We start from the raw sequence: 17,925 nt of genomic DNA, 5'->3' as shown, positions 1-17,925 counted from the left end.
TCATGATGACGCGCGTAGACAGTGACATGTCAATGACAAGTTCCATGATTTTCCGGGCACGTCCGTTAAGTTTTCCGGGAGTTAACCGGGGCCGACGGACCTGCCGTTTGGATCACGCCTGGGCCGCGGGGCGTCAGGCGCCGTCGCCCGAGGCCGGCGTGATCCAAACGACCCTAGCCGCCCAGTTCCTGGTGGCGGGTCGACAGGTGGGTGCCGCCCTGGTCCGTCAGGGAGCCGAAGAGGCGGAGGCGGGAGATGCCGCCGTCGGGGTAGATGTCGACGCGGGCGTGGGTGGCCAGGGCGGGGGCCGCGAGGACGAAGCGGTGGTTGGTGTCGGGCTGGAGGCGGGTGCGCGGGAGGACTTCCGTCCACTCGCCGTCGTCCCCGTCCCTCACCGAGACCGTGGCCCAGCCGGCCGCATTGCCCTTGAGGTACGCCGTGTCGATCTCCAGGGCGCGGATCTCGGCCTGGGCGGCCAGGCGGTAGCGGATCCAGTCGTTGCCCTGGTCGCGGCGGCGCCGGGTCTCCCAGCACTCGTGCATCACCCGGGCGCGGCCGGGCTGGATGGTGTTGGTGGCGGGCGAGTAGAAGAGGTTGGAGGCGTCCTCGGCCCGGCCGCCGTTCTCCAGGGCGACCACGTCGAAGGTGCCGAGAGCCGCGAGCCAGGCCGGGTCCGGTACGACCTCCCCGTGGACCCGGAGGCGGGCGATGCCGCCGTCGGGGTGCTGGTTCAGGCGGAGGTGGGTGAAGCGCTGCTCGACGGAGACGGCGAAGCCGTTGGCGGCGTGGCCGCCGACCGGGGTGCGCGGGACGAGCGTCGTCCACTTCACGTCGTCGGCGAGCAGTTCCTCCGGCGACGGGGAACCGGCCACGCAGGCGCCCTCGACGGACACCGCCTGCGGGTAGTTGCCGCGGAAGTGGGCCGTGTCGACGACGATCCCCCGGATCACACCGGGCGCGCCCAGGCGGATCAACGCCCAGTCGTGGTCCTCGGCCGCCGGCCAGGGATGCTCGGCGGAGGCACCCCGGCGGCGGCGCGTCTCCCAGCCGTCCATGACCTTGCCCTTGTGCCCGAAGTGCTCGGGGTCGAACTCGGCGCGCTCGGGCACCAGCAGGTTCTCCCGGTGGGCGAAGAACTCGTCGTTGGCGGCGATCACACCCGCGCCGAGCCTGCGGTCGGCGAGGTCGGCGTACTGGGTGAAGGGGAAGTCGGCGGTGCGGTAGTCCGCGTACGGGTCGCCGCCGCCGTAGGGGTTCGCGTCGCCGGTGAAGCTCGCGAGCGGGGTGTGGTGCTGCGCCGTCACGATGATCAGGTCTGCCTTTCGGTGGTGGCCGCCGCGCGGGTGTGGGGGTGAATCAGGCTGTGCGGGTGAGGAGTTGTCCCTTCGGTTCGGTGAACTCGCCGTCGGTGACGATGCGTTCACCGCGCAGCCAGGTGGACTTGACCACGCCGTACAGGGTCTTGCCGGCGTAGGCGGTGACCCGGTTGCGGTGCTGGAGCGCGGCCGGGTCGACGGTGAAGGTCTCGTCGGGGGCGAGGACGGCGAAGTCGGCGTCACGGCCGGGCTCGATGGCGCCCTTGCGGTCCAGCCCGACGAGGGCGGCCGTGCGGGTGGACATCCAGCGGACCACGTCCTCCAGGCCGTGGCCGCGCCCGCGGGCCTCCGTCCAGACGGCCGAGAGGCTCAGTTGCAGGCCGGAGATGCCGCCCCAGGCGGTGGCGAAGTCGTCGGTCTTGAGGTCGGCGGTCGACGGGGAGTGGTCGGTGACCACACAGTCGATGGTGCCGTCCGCGAGGGCCTGCCAGAGGAGGTCCTGGTTGGCGGACTCCCGGATGGGCGGGCAGCACTTGAACTCGCTCGCCCCGTCCGGGACTTCCTCGGCGGTGAGGGTGAGGTAGTGCGGGCAGGTCTCCACGGTGATCCGTACGCCCTCCCGTTTGGCCTCGGCGATCAGCGGGAGGGCGTCGCCGGAGGAGAGGTGGAGCACGTGGACGCGTGCGTCGAGCCGCCGGGCCTGGGCGACGAGCGCCGCGATGGCGGTGTCCTCGGCGTCACGCGGGCGGGAGGCGAGGAAGTCGGCGTACCGGGGGCCGCCCTGCCGGGGAGCCGCGTCGAGGTGGCGGGGGTCCTCGGCGTGGACGGTCAACAGTCCGCCGAAGCCCGCGATCTCGGCCAGGGAGCGGGCGAGTCCGTCCTGGTCGAGGTGCGGGAACTCCTCCACGCCCGACGGCGACAGGAACGCCTTGAAGCCGAAGACCCCGCTGTCGTGCAGCGGGCGCAGGTCCTTGACGTTGTCGGGCAGGGCGCCGCCCCAGAAGCCGACGTCGATGTGGGCCTTGTCGGCGGCGACCTCGCGCTTGGTACGGAGGTGGTCGACCGTGGTGGTCGGGGGGAGGGAGTTGAGAGGCATGTCGACGAGGGTGGTGATGCCTCCGGCCGCCGCCGCGCGGGTGGCGGTCCAGAAGCCCTCCCAGTGGGTGCGTCCGGGGTCGTTCACATGGACGTGGGTGTCGACGAGGCCGGGCAGCAGGACGTGGTCGCCGAGATCCTCCAGGCGCGCGCCCGACGGTATGTCGGCGTCGTGGGGGAGTACGGCCGTGATCCTGCCGTCGGCGACGGCGACCGCGGCGGGGCGCGATCCGTCGGGGGTGATGACGCGCGTCGAGCGCAACACCAGTTCAGTCTCGGACACCGGGACCCCTCTCGCCGTACCGCTCTTCACTTCCACGTAACGGTATTTACTTCCACGTAACGGAATTCAACGTTCTGTTGAAGAAGTTTTCACCCCGCCTCACACCCCGTCAAGGGCACACCCTCCACTCTGCCTCGCGCACCACGCATCCTGGTTGTTTTCACAAGACGGAATTATCATTCCACTAAGCAGAACTTAATGACGTACGAGCTCGTAGTCAACGAACTGCCGGGTAGGCTGCGACCTCGCCCGCCATCTCGAAAGGACCGCGCCCGTGCCGATGTCCAGCGCCAGCGCCCACACGACCGACTCCGCCAAGTCGTCCTCCGGTGGTGTCCAGTCCCTCGAGCGCGCCTTCGATCTGCTGGAGCGGATGGCGGACGCCGGCGGCGAGGTGGGCCTGAGCGAGCTGTCCGCGAGCAGTGGCCTGCCGCTGCCGACGATCCACCGGCTGATGCGGACGCTGGTCGTCTGCGGCTACGTACGCCAGCAGTCCAACCGGCGCTACGCCCTCGGCCCGCGCCTGATCCGCCTCGGCGAGTCCGCGTCCCGGCTGCTCGGCACCTGGGCCCGCCCGTACCTGGCACGTCTCGTCGAGGAGACCGGCGAGACGGCGAACATGGCGCTGCTGGACGGCGACGAGATCGTCTACGTCGCCCAGGTGCCGTCCAAGCACTCGATGCGGATGTTCACCGAGGTGGGCCGCCGCGTCCTCCCCCACTCCACGGGGGTCGGCAAGGCGCTCCTCGCGGGCTTCCCGGCCGACGAGGTGCGCGCGCTGCTGGCCCGTACGGGCATGCCGGCGGCCACGGACAAGACGATCACCACGCCCGAGGGCTTCCTGAGCGCCCTGGAGGACGTCCGCCGGCTGGGGTACGCGATCGACGACAACGAACAGGAGATCGGCGTCCGCTGCCTCGCCGTCTCCGTCCCGGACTCCCCCACCGCCGCGGCCATTTCGATCTCCGGCCCTGCGGGACGCGTCACGGAGACGGCGACGGAACGGATCGTGCCGGTGCTGCAGCAGGTGGCGGTGGAACTGTCGGAGGCGCTGGCGAGTTCGGGCGCGGGGAGCTGAGCGGCGGGGCGGCGTTTGATGTCGGCCTCTGCGTTGTCGGGTGCGGGTGTGTGGGGCTTCTCGCGCAGTTCCCCGCACCCCTAAAAGCAAGGCCCCTGCGGGCCGGGAGAAAGCAGGGGCGCAGCCCCGCTATTCCAGGGGCGCGGGGAACTGCGCGACCAGCCCCCACCGGACGGACGCCTGGGGGTCAAAGGGGCACCGCCCCTTGAGGACGGGACGGGTAGGGGCGGCGGGGGCGGAAGACGCGACGGTCAGCGACGAGGCGGCTCCCCGAACAACTCCACCGCCGTCCGCACGTCCGCCAACCCCTTCGCCAACGCACTCACCGACCCGATCGACCCCGCGATCAGCAACAGCGAGCGCCGCAACCGCGGCACCTCCGGCATCCCGGTGACGGCCATCGCCGCGAGCGCCGCCAGCTCGTCCTCCGCTATACCCCGGTCGGGGAACTCCGCCGGATGCGCGGCCAGTTCACGACGCAGCCGGGACACGGCCGAGCTCAGCTCCGCCACTCTCGGATCCTCGTCACCGCCGGTCACTGGCCTCTGCCCCAAGCTCCGCAACACAGCCCTCTCCCCCCTCGCCCACGCCTTCGTGCACGAGTCATGGCCGTGCGACGGCGCACGGCCGCCCGCCCCGTGGCGTCGGTCGGGCGCCGGGGGTGGCGCGGGCCAGTAAACGCCAACCGGTGTGGCGAGCGCCACCACGGGGACCGAAATTCAGTCCCCGGGCATCACAAAGACGGCACCCGGTCCGTGGGGCTTCACGGGACGCCCCCGCCCGGTCGGGTATGCAGGGGACATGACGCACCACCAGTCCCGCGACACCGCCCCTGACACAGCCCCCGACCCGGCCCGCCCGGCGTCCGAGAGCGTGATCGTCGGCCTGCTGCTGGCCGCCGGTGGCGGGCGGCGCCTCGGCGGCCGTCCCAAGGCCCTGCTCACCCACCGCGGCCGCCCGTTGGTCGAACACGCGGTCGGCGTACTGCGGGCGGGCGGCTGCACCCGGGTCCATGTGGTCCTCGGCGCGGAGTCGTCGGCCGTGCGTGCCCGCGCCGACCTGTCCGGCTGCGTGCTGGTCGACAATCCGGACTGGGCCGAGGGGATGGGCTCCTCGCTGCGAGCCGGACTGGAGTCACTGACGGGGACGGGAGCGGACGCCGCCCTGGTGTCGCTGGTGGACCAGCCGGGCATCGGGCCGGAGGCGGTGGCCCGCGTCCTCGCCGCGCACGGTTCGCGCGGGTCGCTCGTGGCGGCCGCGTACGACGGCGTGCGGGGCCACCCCGTCCTCTTCGGCGCCGACCACTGGGCCGGCATCGCCGCCACCGCCACCGGCGACCGAGGGGCCCGCGCCTATCTGCAGGAGCACGGCGACACGATCACCCTCGTCGAGTGCGGGGACGTGGCACGGCCGTACGACATCGACACCGAGGCGGACCTCGTCCACCTTGAGTGAGCGGGGTGACACTCAGCGCCACCCTGCCTCGATCCGAAGAATCTCGACATCAACAAAACATTGAACTTCCACCATGAGGAAACTATTATCCACTGTTCAGAAGCGTCCCGCCCATCCGGGGGCGCCCACAGCCCGACCCGGGTCGACTGACACCCGGTGCCACGCCCGCTGAAGGAAGTGACAGCTCATGTCCGCACCAGCGCCGTCCCCGCTGGCCATCGTCGACGCCGAGCCCCTGCCCCGCCAGGACGAGGTCCTCACCCCGCCGCCCTCGCCTTCGTGGCCGAGCTGCACCGCCGGTTCACCCCCGCCGTGACGAGTTGCTGGCCCGCCGCGCGGAGCGGCGCGCCGAGATCGCCCGCACCTCCACGCTCGACTTCCTCCCGGAGACCGCCGCGATCCGCGCCGACGACTCCTGGAAGGTGGCGCCCTCCCCGGCCGCCCTGAACGACCGCCGTGTCGAGATCACCGGCCCCACCGACCGCAAGATGACGATCAACGCCCTGAACTCGGGGGCGAGGATCTGGCTCGCGGACTTCGAGGACGCCTCCGCGCCCACGTGGGAGAACGTGGTCCTCGGCCAGGTGAACATGGCCGACGCCTACACACGGAACATCGACTTCACCGACGAGCGCACCGGCAAGACCTACGCGCTGCGCCCGGACGAGGAGCTGGCGACGGTCGTCATGCGCCCGCGCGGCTGGCATCTCGACGAGCGCCACCTCGTCGACAGCGCCGGCGACGGCCGGGCGGTGCCCGGCGCGCTCGTCGACTTCGGGCTGTACTTCTTCCACAACGCCCAGCGCCTGCTGGACCTCGGCAAGGGCCCGTACTTCTACCTCCCCAAGACGGAGTCCCACCTGGAGGCCCGTCTCTGGAACGAGGTGTTCGTCTTCGCGCAGGACCACCTCGGCATCCCGCAGGGCACGGTCCGCGCCACCGTCCTCATCGAGACGATCACGGCCGCGTACGAGATGGAGGAGATCCTCTACGAACTCCGCCACCACGCCTCGGGGTTGAACGCGGGCCGCTGGGACTACCTCTTCTCCATCGTGAAGAACTTCCGTGACGGCGGCGCCAAGTTCGTCCTCCCGGACCGCAACGCGGTGACGATGACCGCCCCGTTCATGCGCGCGTACACCGAACTCCTCGTCCGCACCTGCCACAAGCGCGGCGCGCACGCGATCGGCGGCATGGCCGCCTTCATCCCGTCGCGGCGCGACGAGGAGGTCAACAAGGTCGCGTTCGAGAAGGTCAAGGCCGACAAGGACCGTGAGGCGAACGACGGCTTCGACGGCTCCTGGGTGGCCCACCCCGACCTGGTCCCGATCGCCATGGCCTCCTTCGACGCCGTCCTCGGCGACAAGCCCCACCAGAAGGACCGCCTCCGCGAGGACGTCGACGTCAAGGCCGCCGATCTGATCGCCGTCGACTCCCTCGACGCCAGGCCGACGTACGCCGGACTCGTCAACGCCGTCCAGGTCGGCATCCGTTACATCGAGGCCTGGCTGCGCGGCCTCGGCGCCGTCGCCATCTTCAACCTGATGGAGGACGCGGCCACCGCCGAGATCTCCCGCTCCCAGATCTGGCAGTGGATCAACGCGGGCGTCGAGTTCGAGCGCGACGGACAGACGGTGAAGGCCACTCCGGAGCTGGCCCGCGAGGTCGCCGCCGAGGAACTCGCCAACCTGCGGGCCGAGTTGGGCGAGGAGGCGTTCGCCGCCGGACACTGGCAGCAGGCCCACGACCTCCTGCTGGAGGTCTCCCTCGACGAGGACTACGTCGACTTCCTGACCCTGCCGGCGTACGAGCAGCTCAAGGGCTGAGCTACGACCCTCCGATCCTGTCCGAGTGGCCCAGGGACCTTCCCGGGGCCACTCGGTCGCGTACGGCCTGCTTCACGGCGGTGGGCTCGGGGAAGCCCTGGTCACGGCGGTCCCAGACGACCTCGTCGCCCACCCGGACCACGAAGACGCCGCCCGTGCCGGGCTTGAGGGACAGCTCCGTCAGTTCGGTCTCGAACGTCGTCAGCAGTTCCTGGGCCAGCCAGGCTGCCCTGGGCAGCCAGCGGCACTGGGTGCAGTACTCGATCTCGACCCGCTGTGTCCGCGTCATCCCAGGTGCACCGACCAATCCTGTTCCGCCGCCGGTTTGCCGTGCAGGTCGGGGACCCGCTTCAGCCAGTCCGGTCGGCCTCGCTGTGTTCTCGCCGCGCGGAGGGCCTCCTCGGCGGCGAGTTCCTCCCTGGTGGGGAAGCCGGTGGGGAGCCAGCCGGCGGAGGCGGCCACGCGCGCGTGGAGGTAGCGCACATAGGCGTCGCGGACCTCGTCGGGCGAGGTGAAGCCGTCCTCGACGGGCAGCCAGCCGTCCGGGACCTCCGCGACGATGCGCCGCAGCAGGTCCTCGGTCACCTTCGGCGCGAGCTCCGCGTCGGCCGCGCGCACGTCCGGGGCGTAGTGGCCGAGGGCGTGGTGGCGGAAGTCGTAGGCCTTGGTGGGGTCCGAGGCGTCCCAGCGGTGGTGGAAGACGAGGGCCGCGCCGTGGTCGATCAGCCAGAGGCGCGGGGGCGCGATGCCGAGGGTGGGCCAGATCATGAGGTTCGAACTGTGCACGGTGCGGTCGACGTTGACCGTGAGGGCGTCGAGCCAGACGATCCGGCCGGCTTCCAGCGGGTCGACGCGGAACTCCCGCGCGACCTCCGGGGTGAAGTCCGCGGCGCCCGGCAGATAGTCCATGCCGAGGTTGAGGCCGGCACTCGCCGCGTGCAGTTCCCGCACCTCCTGGTGCGGCTCGCTCTCGGCGATCGCCGGGTCGAAGCGCGCGAGGACCAGCTCCGGGAACCGCATCCCGAGCGCCCGCGCCAGCTCCCCGACGATCACCTCGGCGACCAGCGCCTTGCGCCCCTGCGCCGAGCCCGTGAACTTGACGACATAGGTGCCCAGGTCGTCGGCCTCGACGACGCCGGGCACGGAGCCACCGGCACGCAGGGGGGCGACGTAGCGGGTCGCGGTGACCTCTCTCAACATCTTCCGCTCCCGGCCTTCGGCATGAAGGCACATAGTAACCAGGCGCCGTCGCCCGCCCGGCGGACCCCGGTCACGGCGACGCCGTGACCGGGGCTCGGGATCGGCTACCGGCGGGTGCCGGCCGCGGCTAGTTCCGGTACCGGAACACGATCCGGCCGCGGGTCAGGTCGTACGGCGGGAGTTCCACCAGTACCCGGTCCTCCAGCATGATCTTGATGTAGTTCTTGCGGATCTTCCCGCTGATGTGGGCGAGCACCTGGTGGCCGTTCTCCAGCTCCACGGTGAACATGGCGCTGCGCAGGCACTCGACGACCCTGCCCTCGACCTCGATGACGTTCCTGTTCCTCGTCATCGCACCAGCTCCAGGTTGCTGCCGGCCCGCCGGGCGCCGACGCTTTCGAGCAGCGCCGAGGCGGCGTGGTTGGACTCCTGCACCTCGGTCCACGCCTCGGTGAACCCGGCGCGGTGCAGGGTGTCCAGCGCGTGGGCGAGCAGCGCCCGCGCAATGCCCCGGCGCCGCTCGCCGGCCCGGACCGCGAGCAGCCCGATCCGCGGCCGGATCGGGATCACCACCCGGATCAGCCCGAGGTAGCGGTCCGGCGCCGCGGCCAGCGCGTACGTCGACGGGTCGACGACGGTGTCGCCGTCGGGGCCGTGCACCACCTCTGCGGGCATCGACTGCCATCCGACGGTCGCCTCGACCTCGTCACGGATCGCGCGGTCCACCGCCCGCAGCAGACTCTCGTCCCCCCGACCGGCGGGGACGATCGTCACGCCGGAAGGCGGCAGGACCTCGTCGAGCCCTGTGGCCCGCGGGTCGGTCGGCACGACGTACTCCCACTCCCGGCGCCGGATCGTGAATCCGGCCCGCCGCAGGCGGGCCGTCAGCTCCACGTCGGCCTCGTCCACAACGATGTGCAGCGGCGCCGGCAGGTCCGCCGACATCGCCTCGGCGAGCCGGTCGAAGGGCTCGTCGTGCCAGGCATCGATGCTGACGAACAGCCGTCCGTCGGGCCGGTGCCGTGCGTGCCCGCGGCCGACCACCAGGTCGTCTTCCAGTGCGTGCCATTGCCCGTCCGCGACGCGCGTGATCATCACGGCGTTCTCGCCCGGACCGGCGGTGCGGGGTTTCGTTCTCATCGGAGTCTCCCTCCAGGAGTGCCTCGATCTCAGGCGCTCCCGGCGACACCGAACGTCAGCCGCCGGACCGTGACGAGTTGAGGGAGCACCCACGGGTGACTGGGTTCACGGGGCTCACCTCCCTACGACGACTTCACGGTCCGCCATGAACCTAGCAACCGGGAGCCGTCCCGCTCAAAGGATTTGTTCGGCTCGCGGGAGGGCGGCTGCCGGCCGGTCGGATTCTGCGCACCACGCGGGTGGCGACCGTGGCGTACCCGATGCCGACCGCCAGGGAGGCGAGGAGGGCGAGGACGGGGAAGTCGTCGCGGAGGAAGGGGTAGACCTGGAAGTGGGTCAGATAGATGTAGAGGGAACTGCTCGCCAGGACGCCGGCGACGCGGTTGAGCGGACCCAGGCTAGGCAGCGTCGGCACCCAGATCAGCAGGGTCAGGCCCGCGACGACCAGGAGCGTGCGCTGCGGCTGGTCCTGGAACAGGCCGGGCGTGGTGAGCAGGAGCACCGCGGTCAGCAGCAGCCGTTGCCGCGCGCTCGTCGCCCGCGCCGCCGCCCAGCCCAGCGCGAACAGCCAGAACACCACGGCCGGGCCCAGGTGGAAGCGGGCGGGCGCCAGGCCCAGCAGGTCGTAGCGGCCGACCAGGCCGATCGCCACCAGCGTCAGCGGGACCGCGAACGGGTGGCGCCGCTCCAGCCGGTCCAGCAGCGGCACGGCCAGCAGCGCGCCCAGCACGACCATGAAGTAGACCAGCGCCTCCACGAACCAGTAGTGCCACTCGTGACGCTCGGTGCCCTGGTCGAGGAGGCTGTTGACCAGCAGGGCGTTGGCCGGGTCGTACAGGCCGGTCAGCAGGACCGCGCAGGAGATCCACACCATGCTGGGCAGGGCTATGCGGGCGACGCCGCGCCACAGGTGGCGTACGCGGTCGCGGTGGGCGGCGGCGGTCAGGTGGAAACGGGCGAAGTTGTAGCCCGCGACACCCATCAGGATGTGCGCGCCGCCCTGGAGCGTGAAGACGGGGATGTGCGAGCCGACGACGAGGACGATCCCGATCGCCCGTAGCGCGATCCCGGTCTCCACGGAACGCCGGGCACCTCGGGAGCGGGTCTCGCGCGCCCCGGTGTCCTCCGCCCGATCCCCCGACTCCGTTGCCAGGGAGGCGAGTTCGCGAATCGGCCGCGCGGGCCAGTCCGTGGGGAGGGTGCCCAGGGCCTCCTCCAGCCGCAGGGACATCTCCACGTAGCAGAGCGAGTCGCCGCCCAGACCGACGAAGCTGCTGTCGTCGGTGACGTCGTCGCGGTCGAGTATGTCGGCGTAGAGGCTCCGCAGCGCGGCTCCCGGGTCGGTGCTCCACGGGGCGGCGTCCAGGTCCGCGCCCGCCGCGACGGCCGGGCCCGCCGGGCCCGCCGCCGGGGATCGCGGACGCGTGAGACGGCGTACGGCCTCGTGGTCGGGTTTTCCGCTGGCCAGGCGGGGCAGCTCCGGAACGACGCGCACCCGGACGGCTCGCGGCGGGATCCCGCACTCCTGTGCCACCAGGCGGCGCACGCGTGTCTCGTCGGAGCGGCTCTCGACACCGTCCGTCAGCGCCGCCACCGCCAGCGCGTCCCCGTCGCCCACACAGAACGCGGTGATCCCGTGCCGTTCCAGCAGGGCCTCCACACGCTGGGGGTCGATCCGCAGGCCGCAGATCTTCGTGAACCGGCTGCGGCGCCCGACTATCTCGTAGAGCCCGTCGGGCGCGCGTCGTGCCAGGTCGCCCGTGTGCAGTTCCTGGACCGTGCGCCCGAGGGCGAGGTCGGCCGGGCCCTCCGCGTAGCCGAGCATGACGTTCGGGCCGGAGTAGACGAGTTCGCCGACGTCGTCCGCGTCGGGGTTCTGGGCGGTGTCCGGTTCGGTCGGCGTGTCGACGGGTGCCAGGCGGAAGGAGCCGCCGGGGATCGCCACGCCGACGGCTTCCGGGCGGGCCGCGGCGAGGTGCGGCGGCAGATAGGCCATGCGGGCCGTCGCCTCGGTCTGCCCGTACATCACGAAGAGTTCCCAGCCCGCCCGGCGCCCCTGCTCGGCGTAGCGGGCGACCCGTTCGGGCGCCAGCCGGCCGCCCGCCTGGGTGACGCGGCGCAGGTGCGGCAGCTCCATGTCGGCGAACCCGACGCGGTCGAGGAGGTCGAAGGTGTACGGCACGCCGGCCAGCGAGGTGCCGCGGGCGGCGCGGAACTCCTCCCAGAAACCGGCGTCCGCCACCGACCGGTCGGTGAGGATCAGCCCGGCGCCGCGCACCAGGTGGCTGTGGATGACGGAGAGGCCGTAGCAGTAGTGCGGGGGCAGGGTCGTGGCCGCGCGGTCGGTGTCGGTGATGCCGAGGTACCCGGCGATGGACGCGGCGTTCGACTGCACGTTGTCGTGCGAGAGGCGTACGAGCTTCGGGGAGCCGGTCGAGCCCGACGTGCTCAGCAGCAGCGCGAGGTCCGGGTGGAGGGTGTGGGCGGTGCCGGGCCTGCGTTCGTGGAGGGTGACGTGGCCGCGCTCGTCCTGACGGGCCACCACGTCCGGGTCGTACGCCTCGGTCAGCGCGTCGATCGTGCTGTCGCTGTCCCCGGGGACGAGCAGGACCGGGTGCCCGGCGGACAGGGCGGCGAGATGGACGACGAGGGCGTCGACGCGGTTGGCGCCGGCCAACAGGACGAGGCGGCGGACGGGACCGAGGCGCTTGGCCGTGGCGCTGACCCGCCGGGCGAGCTCTCGATAGCTGAGCTCGCCCGAAGGCGTGATGAAGGCGACGCGGTCGCCGTGGGCGGCGAGCTGGCGCGCGAAGGCCACTCCGCGCGGTGCGGCGGAGGTCCGGACCGGCGGGGCCGACAGGGGGATCGGAGTCGAGAAAGGGCTCGCGGCCGGGGGCCGGGAGGCAGCACGAAGGGGCTCGGGCGGTGAGATCACGGGCGCGCAACCTTTCTGCGGCAGCGTCCGCAAAGAGCACAGTCCCCTTGACGCTTAGGCAAGGTTTACCTTATTCATAGCATGTTCACAGTTGGCTTGAAAACATCAGTTCCCCACCCGCCGACCGACCCCGCGCCCAGCGGTTCGCCGGTGGCTCCCGCAGGAAGGCACACCACCATGCGACGCCCCCTGGCTCGCCGGATCACCGCGCTCGTCGCGGCCGGCCTGCTGCTCCCCGCCCTCGCCGCCTGCGGCTCCGACGACGACACGAGCACGGCCGGGGAGGGGGGCGAGTCCACCCTCGTCATCTACTCCGGACGCAACGAGAAGCTGGTCAAGCCGCTGCTCGACAAGCTGGAGAAGGCGGTGGGCACCAAGGTCGAGGTGCGCTACGGCGACAGTGCGGAGCTCGCCGCCCAGATCCTGGAGGAGGGCGAACGCACGAAGGCGGGACTGTTCTTCTCCCAGGACGCCGGCGCCCTGGGCGCCCTCTCCAAGGAGGGGATGCTGACGAAGCTCCCGCAGTCCTCGCTCGACGGGGTGGACGAGGCCTACCGCGGCGGCGACGGCGATTGGGTGGGCCTGTCCGGACGCGTCCGGGTGATCGCCTACAACCCCGACGACCTCACCGAGGATCAGGTTCCGGACAGCGTCCACGACGTGATGAAGCCGCAGTGGAAGGGCAAGGTCGGGTTCGCGCCCACCAACGCCTCCTTCCAGGCCTTCGTCACCGGCATGCGCGTCCTGGAGGGCGACGACACCACCCGTGAGTGGCTGACGGACCTGAAGGCCAACGGCGCGAAGACCTACGCCCACAACCTCGCCACCCTCGACGCGATCGAGGCCGGTGAGGTCTCCCTCGGCCTGGTCAACCACTACTACTGGTACGAGCGGGTCGCCGAGAAGGGCGAGGACAAGGTCAACGCCAAGCTGCACTTCCTGCCCGGCGGGGACCCCGGCGCGCTGATCAACGTGGCGGGCGCGGGCATCCTGAAGGACAGCGGACAGACCGAGGCCGCGCAGAAGGCCGTCGACTACCTCCTCTCCGAGGAGGCGCAGACCTACTTCGCCGACAAGACGAAGGAGTACCCGCTGGCCGCGGGTGTCACCAGCACCGTCGAGGGGCTGCCGCCGTTCGAGTCCCTGGAGTCCCCCGACATCGACCTCGGCAAGCTGGACTCCCTCCAGGAGACCCTGGCGATGCTCCAGGACGTCGGGCTCGTCTGACACTCGTGAACACCACCGCATCCACGGCACCCCCGGCCGGCGCGGACGCTCCGGCCGGGCGCCGACGGGTCCGCGCCGCCCGGGGGGCCACCTCCGACGCCGGGCGCCGACCGCCGCTCGTCCTGCTCGTCCCCGCCTGCGCCGCCGCGCTGTTCGCGCTGCTGCCGCTCGGCTACCTCGCCGTGCGCGCCCTCGAACGCGGGCCCGCCTTCGCCTGGGACGTCGTCGCCGACGAGCGCACCCTCGCCCTCCTCGGCCGCAGCCTCGGCCTCACCGTCGTCGTCGTGGCGGCCTGTCTGGTGCTCGGCGTCTCCCTGGCCTGGCTGACCGTGCGCACCGCGCTGCCCGGCGCCCGCGCCTGGTCGGTGCTGGCCACGCTGCCGCTCGCCGTGCCCAGTTACGTGGCCGCCTTCGCCTGGCTGGCCGCCGAGCCCGACCTCGCCGGTTTCGGCGGCGCCGCGCTCGCCCTGACCCTCGTCAGCTTCCCGTACGTCCTCCTGCCGGTCGCCGCCGCGCTGCGCGGCACGGACCCGGCGCTGGAGGAGGCCGCCCGCTCCCTGGGACACGGACCCCTGCGGACGTTCTGGCGCGTCACCCTGCCCCAGCTGCGCCCCTCGGCGGCGGGCGGCGCCCTGCTCGTCGCGCTCTACGTCCTCTCCGACTTCGGCGCGGTCTCCCTCATGCGCTACGACACGTTCACCCGCGCCATCCACACCTCCTACCGCGCCTCCTTCGACCGCACCCCGGCCGCCGCGCTCAGCGTCGTGCTGGTGGTGATGACGGTGACCCTGGTCGCCGCCGAGGCCCGTACGCGCGGACGTGCCGGGCACGCGCGGACCGGCAGCGGGACCGCCCGCCCGGCCGCCGCGCTCCCCCTCGGCCGGTGGCGGCCGGTCGCCCTGCTGTGGTGCGCCGCCGTGGCCGCCGTGGCGGTCGTCTTCCCGCTCGCCACCCTCGGCTACTGGCTGGCCGCCGGCACCTCCGCCACCTGGGACCTGCCCCTGCTCACGGACACCGCCCTGGCCACCCTCGGGGTCGCCGCCGCGGGTGCCGCCCTCACCACGGTCCTCGCCCTGCCGGTCGGGGTGATCGCGGCCCGCCACAAGGGGCGCGGGGCACGGCTGTTGGAGCAGTCGGCCTACGCGGGCCACGCACTGCCCGGCATCACGGTCGCCCTGTCTCTGGTCTTCTTCGCGGTCCGCTACGCCTACCCCCTTTACCAGAAGCTGCCGCTGCTGGTCGGCGCGTACGCCGTCCTCTTCCTGCCCGTCGCGGTCGCCGCGACCCGCGCCGCCGTCCTCCAGGCTCCGCCCGTGCTGGAGGACGTGGCCCGCTCGCTCGGCCGGCGCCCCTGGCAGGTGCTGCGCGAGGTCACCGTGCCGCTGGCCGCGCCCGGCGTGGCGGCCGGGGCGGCCCTCACCTTCGTGGTCTGCATGAAGGAGCTGCCGGCCACCCTCCTTCTCCGGCCGACGGGCATGGACACCCTGGCCACCCGCCTGTGGACCGAGACGGGCGCCGGCTCGTTCGCGGCCGCGGCCCCCTACGCGGCCACGCTGATCCTGCTCGCGGCCGTTCCCTCCTACCTCCTTGGCAGGCACCGCCCATGAACGCTCTCCGGATCGAGGGTCTGACAAAGTCCTACGGCCCCGACGCACCCGTCCTGCGCGGCCTCGACCTCACCGTGCCGTCCGCCAGCCTGGTCGCGGTCCTGGGCCCCTCCGGCTGCGGCAAGACCACCATGCTCCGGGTCGTCGCGGGCTACCTGCGCGCGGACGCGGGCACCGTACGACTCGGCGACCGGGTCATCGGCGGCCCCGGGGTCCACCTGCCGCCCGAGCGCCGCCGGATCGGCATCGTGCCCCAGGAGGGCGCGCTGTTCCCGCACCTCAGTGTGGCCCGCAACGTGGCCTTCGGCCTCAAGGGCGCCGACCGGACCGAACGCCGGAACCGCACGGAGGAGATGCTGGACCTGGTCGGCCTCGCCGGCTACGGCGACCGCATGCCCCATGAACTCTCCGGCGGCCAGCAACAACGCGTCTCCCTGGCCCGCGCCCTGGCCCCGCGCCCCCAACTGGTCCTCCTCGACGAGCCGTTCAACGCCCTGGACAGCGCCCTGCGGGCGGGAGTGCGGGCGGATGTGCGCGCGGCGCTCCGGGCAACGGGCGCGACGGCGGTTCTGGTCACCCATGACCAGCAGGAGGCCCTGTCCACCGCGGACCTCGTCGCGGTCGTCCACGCGGGCCGGGTCGTCCAGTGCGCCACACCCCAGGACCTCTACCGCCGGCCCGCGGACCCCTGGGTGGCGGCGTTCGTCGGGGAGGCGGTGCTGCTCCCCGCCACCACCGGCGGCGACAACACGGCCGACACGGCACTGGGCCGCCTCCCCCTCACCGGCCGGCCCACCGGCATCCGAAAAGGCACGGTCCTCCTGCGCCCCGAACAACTCCGACTCACCGCCCCGGACACCGAGGGCGCCGTCCGGGGCGAGGTGACGGACATCCGCTACTACGGCCACGACGCCATGGTCACCGTGACCGTCCCGGACCACGGCTCGCCCATCGAGATCCGCGTCCCGGGCCAGCCGCCGGTGAGGCTCGGGGAGGAGACGGGCGTACGGGTCACGGGCGAGGCGACACTGCACGCGAAGGTCACGTCGTGAGGCCCCCTTGCCGGAACCACCCGCCGACGCCGACGCGCGCTTCGCCGACGTCATGTGCGCGACGTGGCGGTCACCGGCCGCCGCTACCGGGCGGTCGGCGGAACGGGTTGGGCAGGGGGAGGTAGCGCGCGGCCGCGCCGTCCGCGCCCGTCCATCTGAGCAGCAGGTTCGTCTTGCCCGGCAGCGTGGGCGAGTCGAGCAGGTCGGCGACCTCCGGCACGTGGCCGTGGCGCTCCAGCTCTCGTCGTACGGCGGGCCGGGGGTCGAGCGCCGGGTGGTGTTCGGTCAGGGCCGCCACGATCTCCAGGAGGTTGTTGACGAAGAGGCAGTAGACCAGCCGTTCCCAGCCGGCCGCGCGTGTGACGTCCGGGAGGAGCTTCACCCCCTCGGCGTCGCGGTAGACCACCTGGACGGGGGTGCCCGAGGCGTCGCAGGCGACGACCGTGTTCTGCAGGTGGGCCTCCAGCACGACGCCGTGGCCGTGGAACGCGGCGAGGGCCGGGGGGACGACCACCCGCAGATACGCCTCCCACCAGGCCTCGGGGTCGGCGGCGCGCAGGAGCGGGTTCCCCGGGAAGGCCCCGGCGCTCTCGGTGAGGGCGGCGGCGAGGACGGGTGTCGTGCCGGGGGGCACATGGCCGCCCAGGCCGTCCCGCACCAACACCGCCAGCTCCTCGAACGCGAAGGCGGCGGTGCGGTAGCCGCGGTCGCTCAGCCAGGCACCCGGCGACCCGGCGAAGGCCCCCGTGACCGCCCGGTCGATGCGGCGCAGCCTGAGCAGGTCGTGCCGCCACAGCCGGCGGATGTCATTGGTGATCCGCACATCGAGGCTGAACTTCAGGAAGAGGTCGGAGCCGGGACCGCCGACGACCTCAGGTACCGCCTCTGGTCCCGCCTCGGGCACGTACACCGTGCGGATCGCCGCCGTCGGCCACGTCTCCCCCCGCGTCCGGCCCAGCCGTACGAGGCGGCCGTCCGTGAACGCCTCGGCCAACTCGTCGCCCACCAGGTCGAGTTGCCAGGGGTGGGCCGGAAGAAGCCGATAGCCGGGCGGGGCCGAGCCCAGGGTGTCGAGGGCGGTGGTGTCGCCCTCCTCGACCACCGCGTCCTCACGGACGCCGAGGAGGACCAGCGGAAACCGGACATACGCCTCCGGCGCGTACGGCAGCCAGGCGGTGGCCGGCCCGCCGCCACGCGCCTTGGGCGCGGGATGGTACGGATGACCGGTGATCAGGGACTGTTCGGAGCGCCGGTACGGGTCCTCGGGCACCGGCGCGTGGGCGCGCCGGGCCAGGAGGGCGGCCACGGCCTCGCGGCTGTCCAGCATCTCGGCGGGCAGTTCGGAGTTGGCGAGGCCGGTGAGGGCACGCAGTTCCTCGGCGACGAGTTTGACGAGGTCGGTGTGGGTGAGCGCGTGCCAGCCGCCCTCCGTGCGCACCTCGGGGTGGATGGGGCGGCGGGTGCCGCGCACCCGCAGGAGGCGGCCGCTGCCCCTGAGGCGGTGCACCACGGTCACGCCCGACGACCCCCGGCCGGCTCTCCGGCCGGCCCGCTCCCGGCCCTCCCTCCGGCGCGCCCGTCGGCTCCCCTCCGGCGCACCGGCCGACTCCCCGCCTCCCGCAGAAGGCAGTTGAGCAGGGGTGCGGCGGCGTGGGCGTCGGCGACGGCGCCGATGCTGTCGCGGGGCGGGTGGGCGTCCACGGGGTCCATT

13 protein-coding genes and 2 pseudogenes are annotated in these 17,925 nt (G+C 72.5%); 6 read left to right on the top strand and 9 right to left on the bottom strand.

The features are described 5' to 3' along the window. Nucleotides 1-173: 173 nt before the first annotated feature. Both alc and allB read right to left on the bottom strand, forming a co-directional pair. A complete protein-coding gene (gene alc / locus E4N62_RS09465; protein ID WP_230213490.1) occupies nt 174-1,304 on the bottom strand; it encodes an allantoicase in 1,131 nt (376 codons plus the stop codon). Nucleotides 1,305-1,356: 52 nt separating this feature from the next. Then, on the bottom strand, nt 1,357-2,694 hold the full coding sequence (allB, locus tag E4N62_RS09460; RefSeq protein ID WP_230213489.1) for an allantoinase AllB: 1,338 nt from the start codon (nt 2,692-2,694) through the stop codon (nt 1,357-1,359). Nucleotides 2,695-2,974: 280 nt separating this feature from the next. On the opposite strand from allB, the gene E4N62_RS09455 reads away from it, so the two are divergent. After that, on the top strand, nt 2,975-3,772 hold the full coding sequence (locus E4N62_RS09455; RefSeq protein ID WP_230214074.1) for an IclR family transcriptional regulator: 798 nt from the start codon (nt 2,975-2,977) through the stop codon (nt 3,770-3,772). 251 nt (nt 3,773-4,023) lie between these two features. On the opposite strand, the gene E4N62_RS09450 is transcribed toward E4N62_RS09455, so the two are convergent. Next, nucleotides 4,024-4,338, bottom strand: a complete 315-nt coding sequence (locus tag E4N62_RS09450; RefSeq protein WP_230213488.1) for a DUF5955 family protein — start codon at nt 4,336-4,338, stop codon at nt 4,024-4,026. Nucleotides 4,339-4,573: 235 nt separating this feature from the next. On the opposite strand from E4N62_RS09450, the gene E4N62_RS09445 reads away from it, so the two are divergent. Both E4N62_RS09445 and aceB read left to right on the top strand, forming a co-directional pair. Continuing rightward, on the top strand, nt 4,574-5,227 hold the full coding sequence (locus E4N62_RS09445) for an NTP transferase domain-containing protein (RefSeq protein ID WP_230213487.1): 654 nt from the start codon (nt 4,574-4,576) through the stop codon (nt 5,225-5,227). A 187-nt stretch (nt 5,228-5,414) separates the two neighbouring features. Next, nucleotides 5,415-7,053 (top strand): annotated as a pseudogene (gene aceB, locus E4N62_RS09440) (malate synthase A). Nucleotide 7,054: 1 nt separating this feature from the next. Here the strand turns inward: aceB and E4N62_RS09435 are convergent. From E4N62_RS09435 to E4N62_RS09415, 5 genes are all read right to left on the bottom strand, one after another. Continuing rightward, the gene (locus E4N62_RS09435) at nt 7,055-7,342 is read right to left on the bottom strand and encodes a SelT/SelW/SelH family protein (RefSeq protein WP_184901107.1); all 288 of its coding nucleotides are present in this window, start codon (nt 7,340-7,342) and stop codon (nt 7,055-7,057) included. Continuing rightward, the gene (locus E4N62_RS09430; RefSeq protein WP_230213486.1) at nt 7,339-8,253 is read right to left on the bottom strand and encodes a HipA family kinase; all 915 of its coding nucleotides are present in this window, start codon (nt 8,251-8,253) and stop codon (nt 7,339-7,341) included. Before E4N62_RS09430 ends, E4N62_RS09435 begins: the two co-directional genes overlap by 4 nt. A 127-nt stretch (nt 8,254-8,380) precedes the next feature. Then, nucleotides 8,381-8,605, bottom strand: coding sequence for a translation initiation factor IF-1 (infA, locus tag E4N62_RS09425; protein WP_152167066.1), 225 nt, complete (start codon nt 8,603-8,605; stop codon nt 8,381-8,383). Then, nucleotides 8,602-9,393 carry an N-acetyltransferase gene (locus tag E4N62_RS09420; RefSeq protein WP_230213485.1) on the bottom strand — a complete coding sequence of 264 codons (792 nt, stop codon included), beginning with the start codon at nt 9,391-9,393 and terminating at the stop codon, nt 8,602-8,604. The genes infA and E4N62_RS09420 overlap by 4 nt, the downstream gene beginning before the upstream one ends. Nucleotides 9,394-9,544: 151 nt before the next feature. Next, nucleotides 9,545-12,211, bottom strand: coding sequence for an AMP-binding protein (locus E4N62_RS09415; protein ID WP_230213484.1), 2,667 nt, complete (start codon nt 12,209-12,211; stop codon nt 9,545-9,547). Between the two features lie 294 nt (nt 12,212-12,505). On the opposite strand from E4N62_RS09415, the gene E4N62_RS09410 reads away from it, so the two are divergent. The 3 genes from E4N62_RS09410 to E4N62_RS09400 are packed head-to-tail and all read left to right on the top strand — an operon-like array spanning nt 12,506 to nt 16,214. Then, complete coding sequence (locus tag E4N62_RS09410) at nt 12,506-13,555, top strand: iron ABC transporter substrate-binding protein (protein ID WP_230213483.1); 1,050 nt, start codon at nt 12,506-12,508, stop codon at nt 13,553-13,555. A gap of 5 nt (nt 13,556-13,560) precedes the next feature. Continuing rightward, nucleotides 13,561-15,162 (top strand): ABC transporter permease, encoded by a 1,602-nt coding sequence (locus E4N62_RS09405; RefSeq protein ID WP_374116959.1) that lies wholly within the window; start codon nt 13,561-13,563, stop codon nt 15,160-15,162. After that, complete coding sequence (locus E4N62_RS09400) at nt 15,159-16,214, top strand: ABC transporter ATP-binding protein (RefSeq protein WP_230213482.1); 1,056 nt, start codon at nt 15,159-15,161, stop codon at nt 16,212-16,214. The genes E4N62_RS09405 and E4N62_RS09400 overlap by 4 nt, the downstream gene beginning before the upstream one ends. 70 nt (nt 16,215-16,284) lie before the next feature. Here the strand turns inward: E4N62_RS09400 and E4N62_RS09395 are convergent. Then, nucleotides 16,285-17,924, bottom strand: a pseudogene (locus E4N62_RS09395) (IucA/IucC family siderophore biosynthesis protein). Nucleotide 17,925 lies beyond the last annotated feature (1 nt).

This window comes from Streptomyces sp. MNU76, assembly GCF_020982545.1.
GTDB lineage: Bacteria > Actinomycetota > Actinomycetes > Streptomycetales > Streptomycetaceae > Streptomyces.
This window is presented reverse-complemented; position numbering and strand designations above follow the sequence as displayed.